This is a genomic window from Congregibacter litoralis KT71 (genome assembly GCF_000153125.2).
Taxonomy (GTDB): Bacteria; Pseudomonadota; Gammaproteobacteria; order Pseudomonadales; family Halieaceae; genus Congregibacter; species Congregibacter litoralis.
Genome location: NZ_CM002299.1, coordinates 272,823 through 293,898, shown reverse-complemented (window position 1 = coordinate 293,898; position 21,076 = coordinate 272,823). Strand labels below are relative to the sequence as shown.

The following is a 21,076-nucleotide window of genomic DNA, read 5'->3' as shown; positions in this document are numbered from 1 at the left end:
CGCGGAAGCTCAGGTTCATTGCTACCCAAAAGTTAAGCCAAAGAGTTTAAACAGAAGGATTAAGAAAAGTCCTCCAGGTGAAACCGGATGCTGCCTTCCAGCGTCTCACCGCTACCCAGCATCTGCGGCGACGGGATAGACGGCAAGCGCTCCCGGGCCATGGCTCCCGTGAGATGGCTTACGGGCTCCAGGCATAGCAGCGCTTTGTCTCCGGGTCGAAATACATGCAGGGCACTAAACACCGGATCCGCAGACAAGCTTAAGGCGCGGTCACGCCAAAGCAGGGTCGCTTTGTGCTTCCAATCCACGAAATCACTATCCACACCCCGCGCGGGTACACGGCCCTCAGCGAGGTCTGCGCATTCCTGCGCATCCCTGTGGATTGCCGACGGAAGGCCATCGTCATCAACGGCTAAAAATGCTGCGCAATCTGCCTGCACGGACAGCAAGCCTTCGCTGGGAAATGCAGGATGCAGTCCCAGGCCCGCGGGCATCTCGCCGACGCCTCGATGAGAGAGTTTTAAGGTGATGCGAAGTTCCCCCGGTGCCAGGGCGAAGACCATGGACGCACGATACTGGCAGGGCCAGGGATCATCACTGCCGTCATAGCTGAGCTGCAGCGCATCGTCTTTCTGCCAGTCCAGGTCCCAGGGCGCCTGCCATGCATAGCCATGAATCGGATGCGCCGACAAATCCGGGCGATTTGCCGCAAGGCGCTGAGGGGAAAACTCAAGCTCACCATGGGCAATGCGATTGGCAAAGGGTATCAGGGGGAAACAGGCGGGAGTGCCTGTGGAGGAGGCCAGCTCCCTGTCTACGAGCCAATCACACCAGCGATCTCCACGACGGGACTGCAGCGCCACGAGGGCTGCACCCTCCCGGGGCGAAATCTCCAGGCGCAGGCCGTGACACTCCAGGTGCATCAGGGCCTGACTATTCCCCGACTTGCTCAGGCCTGTACCAGGGGGCGCCACCAGGCTTCATGGGCAAGATACCAATCGATGGTCCGTTCAATACCCGTTTCAAAGGTCTCTGCGGGCGCGTAGCCGAGCTCATTCATGATCCGGCTCGCATCAATGGCATAGCGCCAGTCGTGTCCCGCCCGGTCGGTGACAAAGCGCACCAGGCTATCGGCGGATTCGCCCTGGCTCTGGGGTGCGTCGGGATAACTTTCCCGCAATTCTGGATCCGCCGCAAACCTCGCATCCAGGCGTTCGCAGAGGAGCTTCACAATCGCCAGGTTGTTCCACTCATTATTGCCACCGATGTTGTAGCACTCACCCACCTCACCCTTGTTGAGTACAAGCTCGATGCCACGGCAGTGATCCTCGACATACAGCCAGTCGCGGATATTGCTGCCATCGCCGTACACCGGCAGCTCCCTGCCGCGCAGAATATTGGTCAGACAGAGGGGAATCAGCTTCTCGGGAAAGTGAAAGGGCCCGTAATTGTTCGAGCAGTTACTTGTGCTCACCTGTAAACCGTAGGTGTGGTGATAGGCCCGCACGAGGTGATCCGACGCGGCTTTACTGGCGGAATAGGGCGAATTGGGCTGGTATTGCTGAGCCTCAAAGAATCCCGGCGCATCGGGTGCCAGGGAGCCGTACACCTCGTCGGTGGAGACATGATGAAAACGGTGGGGCTTGCCGTCCCCGTCCAACCAGACACTTCGCGCCGCTTTTAACAGGCTGTGGGTGCCGATGACATTAGTCTCAATAAAGGCATCAGGCCCGCTGATGGACCGGTCGACATGGCTTTCCGCGGCAAAGTGCACCACGGTATCTACGGACTCATCGCGCATGAGCTGTGTCACGCCCGCCTCATCGCAGATATCCGCCTGCACGAAGCTGAAGTTAGCGTTGTCTTCTACGGAGGCCAGATTCTCCCGGTTACCGGCGTAGGTGAGGGCGTCGTAGGCAATCACACGGTCCTCCGGGTGGGTGCCCAGCCAGTAGTGCACAAAATTGGAACCAATAAATCCTGCACCGCCGGTCACCAATAGGGTCTTAGCCATGAGCTGTCTCCTTAAGCCTTGTCAGAACAGCGCGTAGTTGACTGCGCCAGTGCGTGGGTGGCATCTCGAAATCCCGCCAACTTAAGCTTTTGTCCAGCACGCTGTAGGCAGGACGTCGCGCTGGCGTCGGATAATCCTCGGTGCGGATGGGCTTCACCCTGGCGACCGCCTGCAGCAGGCCCAGAGCGTGAGCCTCTTCACCGATGGCCTGCGCAAAGTCGTACCAACTGCACACCCCCGCATCACTCCAGTGATAAATCCCCCCCAAGGCCGGCCGCGCGGCGGCGGCCCACAGGGCATAAGCGAGGGAGTAAGCATCCGTGGGCGTGCCTACCTGATCCGACACCACGCTGATTTCCTCATGGGAGCCGTGGAGTCTCAGCATGGTGCGCAGGAAGTTCTGGCCACTGTGGGAATACACCCAACCCGTTCGCACAAGAAGGGCATCGGCGCCGGAATCGAGCACTGCACGCTCGCCCGCTTCCTTGCTGCGGCCATAGACGCCCAGGGGCGCCGTGGGCGCATCTACAGGGTAAGGAGAGCTGCGCGTGCCGTCGAAAACAAAATCCGTGGAGACATGAATAAGCCGGATGCCCCGTCGAGCGCAGGCCTCCCCAAGCACCCCGGGGGCCTCTCCATTGGCCGCGAAGGCCGCATCGGCGTCCTCCTCGGCACGATCCACGGCGGTATAGGCCGCCGCATTGATCAGAAGCTGAGGCTCTTCCGCATCCAGAGCCGCATCTACGGCCGCGGGATTACTGATATCGCAGTCAGCACGGCCTAAGGCCCGAAGGCTGATAGACGGCGGCACCGTCGCCGCCAGGGCAGAGCCCAGCTGACCTCCGCCACCGGTCACCAGTACCCTGGAAAGGGACGCCTCAGCCACAGCGTATGCCACAAACAGTATCGACGCTCATCTCTCAGTCCGGAATGTGAGCATCCAGCCAGTCACCCAGTTCACCCAGCACCTGATCCTTCTCCGGCTCGTTAAAAATCTCATGGTAGAGCCCGGGATACAGGCGCAGGGTCTTATCCGTGCTGCCCACTGCGTCAAAGAAATGCTGAGAGCCCCTGACCGCCGCCATCACATCCCCTTCTCCATGCATGACCAGCACCGGGAGGCTGATGTCGCCACGACGCTGCTCAAGCATATCCATGGCAGCAAAGAGCTCCACCAGCAGGCGCGCCGTGATTTTCCCGCTGTGTACCAGGGGGTCCTCCTGATAACGGCGAACAACCTCCGCATCGCGGCTCACCTCGCTGGCGTCAAGCTGCAAGGCACCCAGCTTCGGCACAATGGACGCCAAAAGCTTGTTGAGAAAAATGGCAAAACCACTGGGGGGCTCGGGCACCTCAAAAGCAGCGCCGGAAAAAGCAGCTCCGGCGAACCGGGATTGCCGATCCAGAAGATAGTTACCGATGATCAGGCCACCCATGCTGTGCCCGATGATGAAACAGGGAACTTCCGCATAGTCCGAGGCGATCTGTTCTCGCAGGGCATCCAGTGCAGGATAGAAATCCTCAAACTTGTTGATAAAGCAGCGATGACCCGGCGTGTGACCGTGACCCGGATGATCCGGCGCAAAGCTTGCGATATTGCGCGCCGCCAGGGCCTCAGCCACATGCTGATAACGACCGCTGTGTTCGCCGAGACCATGGACAATGAGCGCTACCCCCCGGGGCGACTCCACATCCCAGCGCCGATAGAACACGCCGCGGGCGTCTCCGTTCTCAAGCGTTAATTCCTGTGCGATCAGCGCTGCGTTGTCACTCATGGTTGTTTCTCTTATCTTTGATGAGCCGGAACGTGAAAAGCGGCGCGGGAGCTGACGCCCCCCGGGATCCCTTTATGCAACTATGCAACGGGAGTCAGCCACTCCGCATTCTGGGGTCGGTTGCCACGCACGGCATCAAAATACATGGACTGCATCTGTTCGGTGATAGGCCCCCGGCTACCGCTGCCGATTTCTCTGCCGTCGAGCATCCGGATAGGCACGACCTCTGCCGCGGTGCCCGTAAAGAAGGCCTCATCCGCGACATACACCTCGTCGCGGGTAATACGGCGCTCAATAATCTCCAGCCCCAGTTCCTCGGCAAAGGCAAAAACCGTTGCCCGGGTGATGCCATCGAGGCAGGAGGTCAGTTCCGGCGTATGTATCTTGCCCCGGCGCACGATAAAGACGTTCTCGCCGCTGCCCTCGGCAACGTAGCCTTCATTGTCCAGAAGGAGCGCCTCTTCGGCACCGGACTCCAGAGCCTCGCGAAGGGCCAGCATGGAATTGATGTAGTTGCCGTTGGCCTTGGCTTTGCACATGGTGATATTTACGTGATGCCGGGTATAGGACGAGGTGCGTACTTTGATACCCCGGGCAACAGCTTCAGGGTCCATGTAGGACGGCCACTCCCAGGCGGCGACCATGACGTGGGTTTTCAGACCGTCGGCCCGCAGTCCCATGCCTTCGGAGCCATAAAAACACATGGGCCGCAGATAGGCTTCTTCGAGTTCGTTGGCTTTGACCACAGCGCGCTGGGCTTCAATAAGCGTTTCGCGGTCATAGGGCATATCCATGGTAAGTATCTTCGCGGAGTTAAAAAGACGCTCCGTATGCTCCTTGAGCTTGAAGATGCAGGTACCGCGATCGGGAGTTTTGTAGGCACGAACACCCTCAAATACGCCCAGACCGTAATGCAGGGTATGCGTTAGCACGTGCACCTTGGCCTCACCCCAGGGAACCATTTCCCCGTCGAGCCAGATGGTGCCTTCGCGTTCCGCAAAATTCATGTTCTTCTCCTGCTTATTCTTTGTTGTGATGGTCTGATCTGAAGGTGGTCTCAGCTTCCGTTGGTACTGCTTTCCCGCCTGCTCCGTCTGTCCCGTCCGCCTCAGGGGTCCCGGCCGCGGTAACCTCCGCAAACAGCGACTCCCAAACGAGCTGCACCGTACTCCTCTCCGTCGCAAATTGCTTTGCCGGCAGTTTCGGCGGTTGCTGCTGCAGAGCCAGCTGGTGCGTTACGCTGCGCAATTCCAGGTAGGCCTGGATCAAAGCCCGACATTGTTCCTTCGGCAGGTATCCGCTGTCGGCCAGGGCTTCGAGAATCCGGACGTTGTCCGACCAGTCGGCCAGGGAAGGTTCCTGCGACGCCCAGGCGAGGACGGCGTATTGCACCACAAATTCGATATCCACGATACCGCCGAAACCCTGCTTGAGGTCCATTTCAGCGTCTTCACGGCGTACTTTGGCGTGGCTGCGCATCTTTTCGCGCATGGTGACGACTTCCTCGCCAAGCGTGCCCACGTCCCGGGCCTGGCAGAGAATATTCCGGCGCAGGGCTTCGACCTTTTGGGCAAGGACCTCGTCCCCGGCAACGGGCCGGGCGCGGACAAAGGCCTGATGTTCCCAGGTCCAGGCTTCGTTGCGCTGATACTGTTCAAAAGCGCTGAGGGTGGACACCAGCATCCCCGAATCGCCCGAAGGGCGCAGACGCATGTCAATCTCGTAGAGCTGGCCGAGGCCCATTCGGGTCTCGAGGATATGAATCATCTTCTGCCCGAGGCGCATGTAAAACGTGGCGTTATCGATGGAACGGTCACCATCGGTGTAACCGCCTTTTTTCGCGTCGAAGATAAAGACCAGATCCAGATCCGAGGCATAACTCAGTTCAATGCCGCCCAACTTGCCGTAGGCGAGAACCACAAACCCGCTTCCCGTGCCTTCTCTCGCGGGTTCGCCATAGCGAAGCGCCAGCTGTGCCCAGGCAAGCGCCAGTACCTGCTCCAGACAGACTTCGGCAATAAAGCTGAGCTTGTCGCTGACCTTCATCAGGGGAAGACGTCCCGACAGCTCACTCGCCGCTACACGTAGCACCTGGGAGGCTTTGAAGTAGCGCAGCGCATCCATGTGCCCCTCAAGGTCATCGACGGTGAGGCGTGCCGTCTGCTGACGGAGTTCCGACTGCAGCGCCTCGCGCTCCGGCGCGGTATACAGACTGGCACGGTCCAGAAGCTCGTCCAGCAAGGCGGGGCGGGTGGCCAGCTGCTCCGCAATCCACGGACTGGCACCACAAAGCGCTGCAAGATCTGCCAGAGCCGGTGGGTTTTCAATGAGCAGAAGCAGATAGGCGCTGCGTCGCGCTACAGCGCTCACTAAAGGAAGCGACCGTTCCAAAGCCAGATCCGGGTGTTCCGATTCAGCGCAGGCCTCCAACAGCAGGGGCATAAAGCGGTCAAGGCGCTCACGGCCCTCGGCCTGGAGGCACTGGATACGCCGGGAGTCGAAGAGAGCGCAGAGGCGCCGGGCATGTCCCGCGGCATCGCTGAAACCCAGATCTGCCAGTTGCTGTGGATCACAGTCAGCACTCCACAGATCGGCACTCTCGGGCGCCGGAGTGGAGTTCTCATCTTCGGCGATGAGCGCAGCAAAGTGCCTTGCGACGGCATCACGATGCCCTGCCAGGGCCTCGGAGAAAGCGTCGTAGTCTCCAAAGCCCATGCAATGAGCGAGGGCCGCCTGGGCGATGGGGTCCGTGGGCAGCTCCTGGGTCTGGCGGTCCTCCCAGGCCTGAATAGCATGCTCCCCATCGCGCAGAAACAGATAGGCTACCTGAAGCTCCTGCACCACAGACTCGGGAAGACAACCCAGGCTTGCGCACTCAGCCAGCACGGCACAGAGTTCCCGGCGCTGCAATGACACATCCCTGCCGCCACGGATAAGCTGAAAACACTGGGCTATAAACTCAATCTCGCGAATACCACCGCTGCCAAGTTTTACGTTTCCCTGCAAACCCCGGCGCCGTACCTCTGCCACGATCAGCTGCTTCATGGAACGCAGGCTCTCTATGGCGCTGTAGTCCACATAGCGGCGATAGACGAAGGGTTGGAGACACTGCAGAAGCTCGCGGCGATGTCGCAGACTGCCGGTCACGGGCCGCGCCTTAATCAGCGCGTAGCGCTCCCAGTCCCGTCCCTGTTCCTGATAGTAGGCCTCGAGAGCCGCAAAGCTCTGCACCAGGGCGCCACTTTCCCCATAGGGTCGCAGGCGCATGTCCACGCGAAACACAAAACCCTCGGCGGTAACGGGATCAAGGAGCGCGATCAGGGCGCGGCCCACGCGGGTAAAAAACTCCTCATTACTTACAGAGCGCCGGGCGCCCTCGGTGCTGCCGCTCTCGGGATAGGTGAATATCAGGTCGATATCCGAGGAGAGGTTGAGCTCATGGGCGCCGAGCTTACCCATTGCCACGACAATCAGTTCCTGGGCCTCGCCGCTTCGTTGGCCCCGGGGTTGTCCGTATTTTGCTTCAAGCTCGGCCATGCACCGCTCAAGGCCAAGGGAGATGCAGGCATCGGCCAGCCAGGAGACGTCCCGGGTGGTTTCGAGGGTCGGCGCCAGTCGATTAAGGTCCCGCCAGATGATTCGCAGCATGTGGCGCTGCCGGAAGCGTCGGAGCACGACCCCGGGATCGTCATCACTGCGCGCCAGCAACTCCGCCAACTCCGCCTCAAGAGCACCTTCTCTCAAGGGCGCTTCCAGATGACCCGCCGTCGCCAACTGCACGAGGAGCCAGGGCCTGCGCCTCAGGGTCTCCCCGACGTATCGCGAGCCGGCGAGGACCGTGGCCAGTTGCTGCGCAAAACCGCTGCGCTCAAGGAGCCCCTCAAGGGCGGGGGCCTCCGTGGGGCCTGCGGCCTCAAGTATGGCCGCCCATGCCCGGGACGCCGGCTCCCTGAGAGTTTCCGGTAGATTATCCTGCAGGTTCATAGCCTTACTGAGTGATGGCGGGAGCGACCCGCAACACCTCTTCCACGGTGGTCTCACCGCGGGCAACGCGAGCGGCGCCACTGACCCGAAGGGACTGCATTCCCTCACTGAAGGCAATGCTTCGCAGCCGCGCGGTGTTGATGTCCGTGACGATCTCTTCCTGCACCGCCGGGCTGTTCACGAGCACCTCATAGATGCCCCGCCGGCCGCGGTACCCCGTATCGCGACAGGTTTTGCAGCCCACGGCATCGTAGATGTGCTCCGGCGCGGGAATATCAAAGGGTTGCACCAGCTCCCGCCAACCATCCAGGTCCGCCGGCTTGGGACGCTTACAGTCATCACACAGGATCCGCACCAGGCGCTGGGACATAATCCCACGCAGGGTGGCCTTTACCAGGTAGGCGGGAGCACCCAGCTCCAGAAGACGGGACACGGAGCTTGGCGAATCGTTGGTGTGCAGGGTTGAAAGCACGAGGTGGCCCGTAAGCGCTGCCTGGATGGCCATGTTGGCGGTTTCAAGGTCCCGTATCTCACCGATCATGATGATGTCGGGATCCTGGCGCATGAGGGTTCGCACCCCTGAGGAAAAATCCAGATCAATGCCATGGTTGACCTGCATCTGGTTAAAGGCGCCTTCGACCATCTCGATGGGGTCTTCGATGGTGCAGACGTTCACGGAAGACGTGGCGAGCTGGCGCAGGGTGGAATAGAGGGTGGTGGTCTTGCCCGACCCCGTCGGTCCCGTGACCAGCACGATACCGTTACCCGTGCCGGTCATGGCGTGCCAACGGACGAGGTCCTCATCCGCAAGCCCCAGGGCTTCAAAGCTTTTTTGCAGCACTTCGGGATCAAAAATCCTCATGACCAGTTTTTCGCCAAAGGCCGTGGGCAGCGTGGAGAGACGCAGCTCCACCTCGGCACCACCGGGGCTGCGGGTCTTCAATCGGCCGTCCTGGGGTCGCCGTTTTTCAGCGACATCCATGCGACCGAGAATCTTGATGCGGCTGGTGACGGCGGCGCAGACCTGTTCCGGTAGTTCGTACACCGTATTCAGGACGCCGTCGATACGGAAGCGCACATTGCCCACGTTGCGCCGGGGCTCGATGTGGATATCACTGGCGCGCTGCTCAAACGCGTATTGCAACAACCAGTCCACGATGCTGACGATATGCTGATCATTGGCATCGGGCTCCCGCATAGAGCCCAGCTCCAGCATCTGCTCCAGGTTGCCGATGTTCCCCGCGGTGCTGCCTTTACCCGCAGCCCGGGCACCCCGTACGGATCCTGCCATGGTGTAAAACTCGGCGGTGTACCGTACGAGATCCCGCGGGTCGGCAAGAACCCGGCGAATCTGCTTGCGCAGCACCTGCTCAAGGTTGCCCTGCCAGGCGCGCTGATAGGGTTCAGCGCTGGCAATTACTACCTCTTCATCGGTGACGTCCACGGCGAGAATTCGATGGCGCTCCGCAAAAGCCCGTGACATGACCTCTGAGACTTCCGAGACATTCACCTTTAAAGGATCAATCTCTACCACCGTCTGGCCACAACGATGGCTCAACCAGTCCAGGAGCGCTGTCATATCGAGGGTCTGGCCGGGATTTTCGAGGTCCTGGAGCTTCTGCTCAGCAAGAAAAACCAGCGGGTGAATCGCGCCGGGAGAGAGGCCCTGCAAGCGACGAAGATCACCCGCAGCAATACGGCCGTCCCTAAGCAATCCTTCGAGTAAAGCCTTCAGTGTCAGCTTGCCTTCCGCAGGCTCGCTGTTTTGCGGCTTAAGCATGGGAAAAACCCCTGTTTTCACGGCTATTGGCGCTACCGCATGCTATCACAGCAGAACGCCTTCACCCTCGACTTCGACCGCATAAAGCCTTAAAAGGAGTGTGGTTATATTTCATAATTCGAGACAAGACAGATGGCGCAATCAGGCTCTATACTCCGCGACTTCCCGAGACTAGAGATGGCGCTTGCATGACAAGTCCTTTGGGCAAGCTATTTGGTCGGTCTCCGATCCGGCCAATTCAGGAGCATATGCAGCTCGCGCAGGAGACCGTGCAGCTCCTTTGTGAGCTCCTCGCGGCAAGCGCGGACCAGGACTGGACCCGCGTTGCGGAGATTCACAGCGTCATTGACAGCACCACCGCGGACGCGCGCAAACTCCGACGGGAAATCCGCCAGCACCTCCCCCGGGGATTGCTTCTGGCCATGCCCCGTCCGGACCTCCTTGAGCTCCTTGATATACAAAACCGCATCACCGTGTGTGTCCGGGAGATAGCAAGGCCCGTGGCTTTACGCGGCATGCGCTTTCCTGCGCCGCTACAAACAATTCTTGATAAGCACTGCAGCCTCCTTGCGGCAACCGTGGGCGAAGCGCTTACCGCGATCCGGGAGCTCGATGAGCTCGTTACCGAGGGCTTTGGCAAGCGGGAACGCAAGATCATGGAGAAGATGCTGACGTCCCTTGAGCGGCAGGTACGACGCTGTGACGCGCAGCAGCAGCGCCTGGTTCGCCAGCTGGGTAAGAGCGAAGACAGCTTTCCCGTTCTCGATGCGGTGTTCTACTACCAGATTGCCACCGCCCTCGCCCAGTTAGCCGATGCCTGTGGCGAAGTGGGCGAACAGCTTGAACTGCTTTTAGCTCGCTAATCTGAATTAAGCCAACGGATAATAGATCTTGGAAATTATTGCTGCTTTCGGCCCCCAATTCCTGGGTCTTGCCTGCATAGCCGGGTTCTTTATGGCCTGGGGAATTGGTGCCAACGATGTAGCCAATGCCATGGGCACCTCCGTTGGCTCCGGCGCCCTCACTATCCGTCAGGCGATTATGATCGCCATCATCTTCGAGTTCCTCGGCGCCTATCTCGCCGGTGGCGAAGTCACGGAAACCATCCGCAAGGGCATTATCGACCCGGGACTTCTTGAAGGATCTCCTGAGCTTCTGGTCTACGGCATGATGTCAGCCCTTTTTGCTGCGGGCACCTGGCTGCTCATTGCCAGCGTGCGAGGCTGGCCCGTCTCCACCACGCACTCCATCGTGGGCGCTATTGTGGGTTTTGCCGCCGTGGGTATCTCCGTGGAGTCCGTCAACTGGAGCCAGGTGGGCACCATCGCCATGAGCTGGGTGATATCGCCGGTGCTGGCGGGCAGCATCTCCTTCGCACTGTTTATGAGTGTCAAAATCCTGATTCTCGATAACGACGATCCCTTCCTGCGCGCCAAACGGCTCATTCCCGTCTACATGTGGATCGTGGGCTTTATGATCACCATGGTGACGCTGCTCAAGGGCCTGAAACACCTGGGCCTGGAGCTGGACTTCGGTCTGGGATCGAAGTTTGCCAACGCCGTGCCCCTGTCCTTTGGCATTGGCCTCATTGTGGCCATGTTTGGGGCCATGCTCATGCGACGCATTCACTTTGAAGCCGATGAGGACAACCGCTTCGCCAGTGTGGAGCGCGTCTTTGGTGTTCTCATGATGTTCACGGCCTGCGCCATGGCCTTTGCCCACGGCTCCAACGATGTAGCAAACGCCATCGGGCCTCTGGCCGCCGTCACCAGCATCGTTCAGTCCGGAGGCGCCGTAAACGCCACCTCTGTGATGCCCGGCTGGATTCTCCTTATTGGTGCCCTGGGTATCGTGGCGGGCCTGACGACCTACGGTTGGAAAGTCATCGCCACCGTCGGCAATAAAATCACCGAACTGACGCCCTCGAGGGGTTTTGCCGCAACCCTCGCAGCTGCTTCGACGGTGGTTTTTGCCTCCGCGACCGGCCTGCCCATCTCCACAACGCACACCCTCGTAGGCGCAGTGCTGGGTGTGGGCCTGGCGCGGGGCATAGCGGCGATTGACCTGCGGGTTATCGGCTCGATCTTCCTGAGTTGGCTTATCACCCTTCCTGCCGGCGCTATACTGGCGATTATCTTTTTCTTCACTCTTCGCGGCATATTTGGCTGAGCCTCACTCCGCTACACCTCCGGCGCTCCGGCGCTGTAAGCTATCGCCATGACCGACTCAATCAACTCACACAGCTCGCCCAGCTCGCCAATTTCCTGGTTTCGCAATACCGCGCCGTATATTAACCGGCACCGCGGTTCGACCTTTGTCATTGTGATTCCGGGTGCGGTGCAGGAGAGCGGCGCCTTGCCCCGCATCCTCCACGACCTGGCGCTGCTGAGCAGCCTGGGTGTGCGCCTCGTACTGGTGTTTGGCAGCCGCCCCCAGATTGATCGCCGGCTCAAAGAACGCGGCATAGAAACCCGTCTGCACCGCGGTCAGCGCATCACGGACACCGACACCTTGCCCCATGTGCTCCAGGTCGTCGGTGCCCAGCGCATTGAGCTCGAGGCCCTCCTGTCCCTCAGTCTGCCCAACTCACCCATGCAGGACGCAAAGCTTCGGGCCGTATCGGGCAACTTTGTGATGGCACAGCCCCTGGGCGTGGTCGATGGCGTGGATCATCACCTGACGGGGCGGGTGCGACGGGTGGATACCGACGGCATACAGTCGCTGCTGCAAAACGGCAGTCTGGTATTGCTGTCTTCTGTGGGCTACTCGCCCACGGGAGAGGCCTTCAACCTGTCCCTGGGTGATGTCGCCATCAGCACAGCCCGGGATCTGAGCGCCGACAAACTCATCATTCTGGGTAGCACCGCGGGCGTGCACGACAGCGACGGCGCACTCATCAAACAAATTGCCGTGGATCAGCAGTCGGTGGCCGCACCCGACCATGAGGAAGAAGCGCGACTTTTGCACATTGCCTGCGACGCCTGTCGTGCCGGTGTTCCCCGAAGCCATATTGTGAGCTTTCAGGACCCGGATGCCTTACTGGGTGAGCTGTTTACCACGGACGGCAGCGGTACCCTCGTCGCCCGCCGTCCCTATGAGCAGTCACGCTGGGCCAGCATTCGGGATGTCGGCGGTGTACTGGATCTTATTACCCCGCTGGAAGCCTCCGGCGTACTCCTCAAGCGCTCCCGGGATCTTCTTGAGGCAGAGATCGGACGCTTTCGCATCCTCGAGCGCGATGGTCGCACCATTGCCTGTGCAGCGCTCTACCCCTTTGAAGAACGAAAGAGTGCCGAACTGGCCTGCATCGTCGCTCACCCCGACTATCGCGGTGAGCAGCGGGCGCGGCGGCTGTTGCAGGAGCTGGAGCATGAAGCGTTAGCTCAGGGACTCCGGGAAGTGTTTGTTCTGACTACCCAGACCGCCCACTGGTTTTTAGAGCAGGGCTTTGAGGAGGGATCCCTGGAGAAGCTGCCGCCCACGCGAAAAGCTCTTTACAATCTGCAGCGCAACTCCAAGGTATTTTTCAAGACGCTGGCGCAGAACAGCTAGAGTCTGCGAAGCCTGTTCCTTCGGCCGCATACTGGGCAATCATTTGTACATTAGCGATCTGGCATCGCACCCCTGAACAAGCCCGTGAAGAGCTACCGCTCGGAACTCGCTCGACTAAACCCCGGAGACGAGCGGCAACCCGGCTGTTCCTTATCGTTTTGCTTACTTACCCTTATCTCTAGGCTTCTTTTTGCCCTTGGCGTCTTTCCCGGACGCGACGTAGCTTACGCACGACCCCTGGTTCTTAAAAGATTCGCCTTCGGCGGTGACGAAGGTTTTCCATCCGCCTTTCTTGCAGTCATCTCTGACTTCCGGGCTTCCCAGAAGATTCAGGCCTACCAAGACCGGGTCGTGGTCGGACGAGCGAAAGGCGTCACCGGCAAACCACGCTTGGGGGTTGAAACGTGTGTCGTAATCGATGGCATCCGGCTCGTCAGCATTGATGTGCCATTCGGTCACGCCGGCGACCTGCGCCAGCAGCGCCGGGTTTGCCATTGCGTAATCCAGGGTGCCCCATCGGCCACTAAACACATAGCCATACGCGCTATCGCCAAGGAAATACGCTGCGAGATCCGTGTAGCCAGCGTTGACCAGCAATGTGATGGGATCCTCCTTGGCGTAGCTGTTTAAGTCGCCCAGGATCAGCATGTCGTCGTCACCACTGCCGGTTGGATCTGAGTCGAGCCAGGCGGCGAGGGCTCCGGCTGCGGCCGTCCGCGTTGCATTACAGCTACCTTGCACGGGGTCGTCGTCGCCGTCACCACATCCGGAGCCCTTTGATTTGAAGTGGTTCACGGCCACGGTCACGATACCGTTGCCAGCGGCCTCTCGGAACGTCTGGGCTAGAGCCGCGCGGTTCAGATCGCGTCCAATACCCAGTGGGTCGAGGAAGCCCTCCTCCAGCACCGCGAAGCCGCCAACAAGCTGAACAGTTGCGGTGTCGTAAATGAAAGCGACCTTGATGGCATCGGTACCCACGGTGCCCGTCTGAACCGCGGCGTAGCTGCGCCCGGATACTGCGCTCAACGCACTGGCGAGCGTGGCTTCGGCTGAGACACCATCAGTGTTTTCTATCTCTATCAGTCCGACGATATCGGCGTCCAGATCGGCCAGCGCAGCGACAATTTTTTCCTGCTGGCGGGCCAGTTCGTCGGCAGAGTCAGCACCGCGGCACTCGAGATTCTTGGACGGCCCACAGGTGTCCTGCCCGAGGTCGAGCGTGGTGAAATAGTTCAGGACATTGAAGGATGCCACCTTCAATGAGCCGCCGACCGCCTCTGGCGCAGTCTGGCGCTGATTGGTATTCACGATCTGGACATCAAAAGCGTCGCCGTCGATCGCCGTTCCCGCCGAGGGGTCGCTGACGTAGAGACGATAGCTACCGAATGCTTCACCCATCACGCCTTCGATGCCTGTTACCAGGTCGCCGCCCCGGAAGCCGGCGTAGCCGTCGAGGCTGGCAGAGGGAACATAGCTGGCATCGCCGAAGACCGGCTCACCGAGATCGTTGACCGGAAACAGCTTGCCGACGTTCTGGCCTCCGCGGCTGTCATCCACCACCAGGGACTGCCGCGCGAACTCTTCGTCGACATCGTCCCGATTCACCACAGACGGGTCCATGATCTGCGACGCCTGATAGGGGCGCTCCGCTCCGGTGCCGTCCGTCCAGAGCACTAGGTCGCCAAAGCGGTCAAAATTGAAGTACTCCGTCACCCGCATGTCACTCGCTACAGTGACGAGCATGTCCTCCACCGATTCGAGATCAAAGTCTGGCGCTAGCGGGTAGTTCAGCGACGCCGCGACGGGCGCTCCGAGTCCTGCCGGGGCGTCAGTCACGACCACGCTCAGATTGCCATCGTCGTTGTCAATCTGGGTCTGGCCGGAGAAACTTCCAACTTTACCCTGAACGGTCACCGTATCGCCGACAGCCACGTTACATGTCACGCCGCCACAGAAGACGAAGATACCCTCTGAGGTGGCGGGGTCCCCGTCCTCGTCGGCGGCTTCTTCCTGCACGAAGAAGCCGCCGATTTCACCCGGTTCCTCGAGATCTGCCGTTACGACAGCGGTGATACGTACAAACTGCCCGTTCAAGGGGCTGGAGTCTGTCACGCCCTGAATCTCGCTAATACGGACGTCAATGGGTTCCGGAGGCACGTCCGGGCAGGTGTTCTCCGTGCCGAAGGTAGAGAGCTGCGGGGCCCTCCAGTCGGTCTCGCCACAGCGCTGCAGCGACTGGCCTATTGCGGTGCCGGAATCTTCGCTAACACCGATGTCTGTGCTAGGCAGGCCGTCGGCAGGTCCGCCCTCGGCAGTAAACGATCCCTCGTAACTCAGAAACTCGACCGTATTGCCGCCGGCATCCACCAGCGCGAGGCCGTCCGGCGAACCGTTCTGTATCCCGCTGATCCGCAGCACGTAAAAATCCCTGTCCGCGGAGCTGCCTTCGAACGCCGTTGCTAGCGGGGGGACGGCTCCGTAAGAGGCGCCGCCATTACCGTTGTAGAGAACCACGGACCACCCTGACAGGTCGGCCCCGGCAGTGGCCGCGATCTCCACGGCCTCTCCTGCATCCCCACCATTGTTGTCATAGTGAATCTCATTGATCGTCACCACCACGTCCTGGTCGTCGCACTCGATGGTCGAGGCAAAGGTGGCCAGGGGGAAGGCGGTTGTCGCCGCGCCGTTGGTCGTTGCTCCATCCAGGGCGTTGGTGCCGCGAAACTGCCAGGCACCTAAGTCGAAGGGCCCGGCGCAGGCCGGGTTGTTGGTTCGGTACGCCCAGCCGTCGGTGTATTCCCAATCTTTCCCCGTGCCGTCCTCGCCCACGACACCGAACTCGTCGATTTTCGACCCGCTTTTATACAAAATGATCGCGTCATCACCGTTGATCGACAGCGCGCCTCCGGTAAAGTCAGGGGCAAAGCCGAAAAATTCCGTAAATCCGTCGGATTCGCTGGCAGCATAAATGAACCCACCCGCTAGCACCGACCCCGTGAGAGTCGTCAGTTCAGGCCCCTGCGCATCGGCGCCATTGTTGGCCGATTCAATGCCGTAGATGCTCAGATCAGCGATGTCTTCCGTGGCATACAGCTCCACCGCCTTCGGCACGCCTCCACTTCTGGGGCCGTCGATAACGCCGGTGATCAGCAATTGTGCGTTGGCGTTTATCGCCAAGGCGGAAACCGCCAGCGTAAGTACTAATTTCTTCATTCGAAAAGGTCCTGTGAGATCAAGAGCGTGAGGCAGCTTGTTGGGCAAACGATACCCATTCATCAGATTCAACCAGAGACCCGTTACAAGCTGGTTACGGAAAAGTTACCGTTGCTCCGGGGATAGGTCAGGCACTCGCTCTTGATATACAGCGTCGCAGGATTGGACACACTCACCGGTAAGTTAACAACCACCCTACCAGCGGCCGCCGCTCTTTCGAATTCGACTCAAATTGAGCATCGACTGATGCGATGCTGATGCCATCCTTGGCGCTGGGATGCCAACATACGCAAGACCATCCCGGATCCAACAAAAATTGAGTGAGGTATAGGCAGACCTACAGGAAATGATTGTCGCTCGCTAACTTCGGAGGCGCATGGGACGGGGGCGCTCGGTATCAGTCGCCACGAATGGGGCGCTTGCTGCAGTTGGCCAAAATCATGTGTGCAAGTCGATTTTCAGGTTTGAACAGATTGCAGCAATGGCTCAAAACACCTCAGACTGTGTGAAAACTTCTCACCGAGATATGATTCAACTTTCTCGCTGAAGAGTTGCTGCCATGAGTGGATTCATCGAGGGCGAAAGCCGATCACAGGCCACGCTGTTTCCTGAACGCATTGACGATTACATCGCAGAAGAGAACGCGGTTCGCGTCATCGACGTGTTCGTCGATGAGCTGGACCTCTCCGGTTTGGGTTTCAAAACAATTCCCGCCGTCACGGGTCGACCCGCCTATAACCCGGCGATGATGCTGAAGCTCTATATCTACGGTTACCTCAATCGCATCCAATCGTCTCGCCGGTTAGAGCGCGAGGCCGGGCGCAATGTCGAGTTGATGTGGTTAACGGGCAGACTGACGCCGGACTTCAAAACCATCGCTGACTTTCGCAAGAACAACGGTGAAGCCATTCGCCTGGTGTGTCGAGAGTTCGTCATGTTGTGCCGCAAGCTCAATTTATTCAGCGATGCCTTTGTGGCGATTGATGGCAGCAAGTTCAAAGCGGTGAACAACCGCAATCGCAACTTCAGCAAAGCCAAGATCAAGAGACGCCTGGAGCAGATCGACGACAGCATCGCCCGCTATCTGGATCAGATCGCCAGCGCCGACCGGCGCGACAGTGAGGCCAGTCACACCAAGACCGATCGACTGGAAAGTAAAATCGCGGCGCTCAAGGAGGAGATTCAGGCACTAAAAAAGCTGGAGGTCCGGATGCTGGCAACACCGGACCAACAGATATCCCTGACTGATCCTGACGCCCGCGTAATGTCCACCGCAGCGCGCAGCAAAGCGATTGTCGGCTACAACGTACAGGCCGCTGTGGATACAGAGCACCATTTAATCGTAGCCCACGAAGTCACCAACATCGGTCACGACCGTTCGCAATTGGCCAACATGGCGCTCCAAGCCAAAGAAGCGACCGACCGCGAGGACCTGTCGGTACTGGCGGACCGCGGTTACTTTAGTGGGGCCGAGATATTGGCCTGCGAGAACGCTGGCATTACGACCTACGTGCCCAAGACTCAAACCTCGAACAACCAGGCCAAAGGACTGTTTGCTCGAGCAGACTTTGTCTACCAGCCGGAAGACGACGAATACGAATGTCCTGCCGGCGAGCGATTGATCTATCGGTTCACAGATAACTCAAAAGAGCATTCGATGCGTCGTTACTGGTCGTCGGCCTGCCCGCAGTGCGAGCTAAAGCCAAAATGCACGACGGGCAAGGAACGCCGTATGGGTCGCTGGGAACATGAAGAGATACTGGAGGCGATGGAGGATCGGGTGGACCGTCTGTCGAACTGCATGCGCATTCGCGGCAGCACGGTGGAACACCCGTTTGGCACGATCAAGTCCTGGTTGGGGCCGACGCACTTCCAGATGAAGACGCTCAAACACGTCAGCACGGAGATGAGCCTGCATGTCCTGTCCTACAACCCCAAACGGATGTTGCAGATGTTTGGTGTTGTGCCGCTGATGGCGGCGATAAGGGGCTAAGCAGCCTCATTTTGCGCCTAGAAATCTATAATCTGAGGCCGCGTGTGCGCGATTCTGAGCGACGCGCTTTGAAAACCGAATAACTGCCAAGGAAATCTGCGACGCCGCAAGGGCCTCTCAGTGAGTCGAGCGGATCTGCTGTGCGCAGCAAATCGGTGCGAGAAGTACCGAGGCGAGTTTTGACACAGTCTGACCTCATAGCGGCCGGTCGATGGAGAGTAAACAAAATGGTTTTTAGGACCGCCATAGGCCAACAGTGCAAGTTTGATGCGCACCGGTTCTGCGGCAGTTTCCCCCTCATAGCAGACGTCGCAGACTCCTAGGTTGGGGCGAGCCTGTCGTTGGTGATCGTCCAGAGCCTGACAGTAGAAGGGGCCCGCGATAGCGGGCCATGTCAGGTTTGGTCTTAAGCCTCGCGACGAAGCCCCATGACGAGAAGTCCTAAGCCTACAAGGGCGAGGCTGCCCGGGCCAGGCACGGACGATGCCTCTTCGAAGCGGAAATTAGCGCCAAGCCACACACCGCCAGTATTGTCTGTTTGCGTCGGAAAGCCGAAGGTGGAATCGAAAGGGGAATAACGATCATTGAATACGCTAACCTGCGGATCAATCGCACACGCACCCCCTTGGCCCGTGTCACACGAAGACGCGATACCGGCACCACCAAGATACGCGCCAACTACGTACGTTTGCCCCGCACTCAACAGATATGGGCTGATTGACTCAAACCGGAACAATCCGTCGAGCTCTCCAGCGGTGCCCGCAGGAACAAGTGTCGACGTTAACAAGTCTCCAGCGTTCGACCACAAACCTACTTGAGCGCTCTCTTCCAGGCCATCAGCGCCTGAGTCGTAAACTCCGAGAGAAGTCACAGAGATTGCGCTGCTTACTGCGAACTCAAACCCCAACGTATAACTCGACGAGCCAAACTCTGCTCCTGGTGTGGTGAGGTCTATGATCGGGCCAGCAGCGACGATTGTAGACGTTAGGCCAAAAAGTAACCCTGCTAAGTAACGCATCATCCTTATCAACTCCTATTCTCTAACAAATGGAGTAAACAATGCATGATCCATGCCCATCACTGGATAACCTATATCAGTCAGTTTTTTACCGGCGAAGCTCTGACGTGGCCCTCTACTTTTATGACCCACCTGTTAAATTTCCCGACACTGAGTAGCCCGGCAACTTCGGATATGTGGCGTAAACGGCCATATTCGCCGCCTAATAGCGAATGACCGATATTGGAGGTGCAAAGAAACCTGACACCTCTTCCAGCCTAACCGGCAGAAGTGGGTCAGAAGCGGTCATCCACTCCCAGGGGCTGTGAACGACTCAAAATAGGCGGAAGCGGACGTCAACGCCTTTGTTTTAATCATCCCAAAAAGCTCTTGTCTGGGGATCCACAGCGGTCTGAGCAGAGCATCGTTGCGGAGCAATTCTTGTCCCTGCTCCGAAGCTTTCGCCTGACTAATGAGCAGTTCAAAGTCTTCTTTAAAATCAGCAATCTTCTTGCGCAAACGCTCATCCTGTTTTTCGCTTCGAGTGTTAACCACATCGACGATGGCCCACAGCACAATGCTTCTGTTGCGGTCGTAGAGCGCCTGAACATCGGGATCCAGATTGTCTTCCCAGTCACGGACAATCGTCGTTACGCGCTGCTGCCACCCCGGCTCCCGCTCAAGCTCCCTATCCAGAGCTGCCATCCAGGCCCTGCGCTCACCCAGCCAGACCTCATCGGAGCGCAGAAGCTCATCGGCGGCAACCCGGAGCCGGTCGGATTGCGCATCATTTAATCGACCGAGGTAATCTTCGAGCGTCTCTTCGAGATTTTCAAAAGCATCATCGCGCATCTCCTCATCATCACGATCGAGGTATTTGCGCTCATATTTGCGCTGCTTTTTTTCCATCACCTTCATGAAGTCGCGGATTTGTTTGTCACTGAGGCTCGCGCCCAGCTCCAAAAGTTGTTCAAGCCCCGGATCCCGAATTCGAAACCACGCCTCCTCGGCGCGGTCCGCGTAACTTTCCAGGGTTGCCACGGTGAAGGGTGACTCCAGATCCTGTTCAACGCTGTCCAGAAAATCTACATAGCGCGGCAGCTCCTCCCGCCGATGCCAGTCGAGAATAACCTCGAGCCCCACATCAAATGCCCGGGACTGACTACGCGTGAGATCCACATAGCGCCCGAGGTACCAGGGCAAAATAGTGTCGAGACGGTTGTAGACCAGAGTGGTACTGCTACAGGCTGTAACCAGGAGCAGACAGGCTCCCAGCAGACCCCCGCGCCAGGAGAACAGTCGTGCTCCCCGGGATATGCCGTGCCTACTCGTAGTCAAAGCCTTCCGTAGCAAAAAGCATCTCGGGATTGCGAAAGCATTTGAACTCCAGATGATTACCGGCGGGATCGCGTACAAAGCAGGTCCGCTGCTCCCCCTGGCGCCCGGCAAAACGGGTGGTGGGCGCAATGGCGTAATCCACGCCGGCTGATTTCAGGCGGCTTTGGAGGGCATCCCAGTCATCCCAGTCCAGGACCACGCCGAAGTGGCTCGCCGGCACAGCCTCACCGTCGACGGGATTGCGCGCCACCGCCGGCATATCATCCTTCGCTACCTTGTGGACCACGAGCTGATGACCGTAAAAATCGTAGTCGATCCAGCGAGGCGAGGAACGGCCCCGGGGGCAACTCAAAATGCCGCCATAGAAAGTTTCGGCAGCCTCAAGGTCGTCCACGGGAAGCGCCAAATGGAATGCTGTACTTGGCATGGG

General features: G+C 59.1%; 15 protein-coding genes. 4 read left to right on the top strand and 11 right to left on the bottom strand.

Translation table 11 applies throughout. The annotated features are described in order from the left end of the window. Positions 1–59: 59 nt before the first annotated feature. The 7 genes from KT71_RS01360 to tfpB form a co-directional block, all read right to left on the bottom strand. A complete protein-coding gene (locus KT71_RS01360) occupies positions 60–974 on the bottom strand; it encodes an aldose 1-epimerase (protein WP_008293300.1) in 915 nt (304 codons plus the stop codon). After that, positions 950–2,014 (bottom strand): dTDP-glucose 4,6-dehydratase, encoded by a 1,065-nt coding sequence (gene rfbB / locus KT71_RS01355; protein WP_008293301.1) that lies wholly within the window; start codon positions 2,012–2,014, stop codon positions 950–952. Before rfbB ends, KT71_RS01360 begins: the two co-directional genes overlap by 25 nt. Further along, positions 2,007–2,900, bottom strand: coding sequence for a dTDP-4-dehydrorhamnose reductase (rfbD, locus tag KT71_RS01350; RefSeq protein ID WP_008293302.1), 894 nt, complete (start codon positions 2,898–2,900; stop codon positions 2,007–2,009). Before rfbD ends, rfbB begins: the two co-directional genes overlap by 8 nt. 34 nt (positions 2,901–2,934) lie before the next feature. Next, a complete protein-coding gene (locus tag KT71_RS01345) occupies positions 2,935–3,789 on the bottom strand; it encodes an alpha/beta hydrolase (RefSeq protein ID WP_008293303.1) in 855 nt (284 codons plus the stop codon). Between the two features lie 80 nt (positions 3,790–3,869). After that, a complete protein-coding gene (locus KT71_RS01340) occupies positions 3,870–4,796 on the bottom strand; it encodes a branched-chain amino acid transaminase (RefSeq protein ID WP_008293304.1) in 927 nt (308 codons plus the stop codon). A gap of 13 nt (positions 4,797–4,809) precedes the next feature. Further along, complete coding sequence (gene glnE / locus KT71_RS01335; protein ID WP_008293305.1) at positions 4,810–7,773, bottom strand: bifunctional [glutamate--ammonia ligase]-adenylyl-L-tyrosine phosphorylase/[glutamate--ammonia-ligase] adenylyltransferase; 2,964 nt, start codon at positions 7,771–7,773, stop codon at positions 4,810–4,812. A gap of 4 nt (positions 7,774–7,777) precedes the next feature. Then, positions 7,778–9,553: a type IV pilus assembly ATPase TfpB gene (gene tfpB, locus KT71_RS01330; protein WP_008293306.1), complete on the bottom strand. Its 1,776-nt coding sequence runs from the start codon at positions 9,551–9,553 to the stop codon at positions 7,778–7,780. A 188-nt stretch (positions 9,554–9,741) separates the two neighbouring features. Between tfpB and KT71_RS01325 the strand changes: the two genes are divergently transcribed. The 3 genes from KT71_RS01325 to argA are packed head-to-tail and all read left to right on the top strand — an operon-like array spanning position 9,742 to position 13,105. Beyond that, complete coding sequence (locus KT71_RS01325) at positions 9,742–10,416, top strand: DUF47 family protein (RefSeq protein WP_202962377.1); 675 nt, start codon at positions 9,742–9,744, stop codon at positions 10,414–10,416. A gap of 28 nt (positions 10,417–10,444) precedes the next feature. Further along, positions 10,445–11,722, top strand: a complete 1,278-nt coding sequence (locus KT71_RS01320; RefSeq protein ID WP_008293308.1) for an inorganic phosphate transporter — start codon at positions 10,445–10,447, stop codon at positions 11,720–11,722. Between the two features lie 48 nt (positions 11,723–11,770). Beyond that, positions 11,771–13,105 (top strand): amino-acid N-acetyltransferase, encoded by a 1,335-nt coding sequence (gene argA / locus KT71_RS01315; RefSeq protein WP_008293309.1) that lies wholly within the window; start codon positions 11,771–11,773, stop codon positions 13,103–13,105. 162 nt (positions 13,106–13,267) lie between these two features. Here argA and KT71_RS19565 read toward each other — a convergent pair whose 3' ends face one another. Beyond that, complete coding sequence (locus tag KT71_RS19565; protein WP_023659779.1) at positions 13,268–16,318, bottom strand: ExeM/NucH family extracellular endonuclease; 3,051 nt, start codon at positions 16,316–16,318, stop codon at positions 13,268–13,270. Positions 16,319–16,877: 559 nt separating this feature from the next. Here KT71_RS19565 and KT71_RS01305 point away from each other — a divergent pair. Further along, the gene (locus tag KT71_RS01305) at positions 16,878–18,311 is read left to right on the top strand and encodes an IS1182 family transposase (RefSeq protein ID WP_008295794.1); all 1,434 of its coding nucleotides are present in this window, start codon (positions 16,878–16,880) and stop codon (positions 18,309–18,311) included. A gap of 406 nt (positions 18,312–18,717) precedes the next feature. Here the strand turns inward: KT71_RS01305 and KT71_RS01300 are convergent, their stop codons facing one another. The 3 genes from KT71_RS01300 to KT71_RS01290 form a co-directional block, all read right to left on the bottom strand. Beyond that, positions 18,718–19,332: a DUF4082 domain-containing protein gene (locus KT71_RS01300; RefSeq protein ID WP_008293314.1), complete on the bottom strand. Its 615-nt coding sequence runs from the start codon at positions 19,330–19,332 to the stop codon at positions 18,718–18,720. 282 nt (positions 19,333–19,614) lie between these two features. Then, a complete protein-coding gene (locus KT71_RS01295) occupies positions 19,615–20,646 on the bottom strand; it encodes a DUF6279 family lipoprotein (protein WP_023659777.1) in 1,032 nt (343 codons plus the stop codon). Beyond that, the gene (locus KT71_RS01290; RefSeq protein WP_008293316.1) at positions 20,633–21,073 is read right to left on the bottom strand and encodes a VOC family protein; all 441 of its coding nucleotides are present in this window, start codon (positions 21,071–21,073) and stop codon (positions 20,633–20,635) included. Before KT71_RS01290 ends, KT71_RS01295 begins: the two co-directional genes overlap by 14 nt. Positions 21,074–21,076 lie beyond the last annotated feature (3 nt).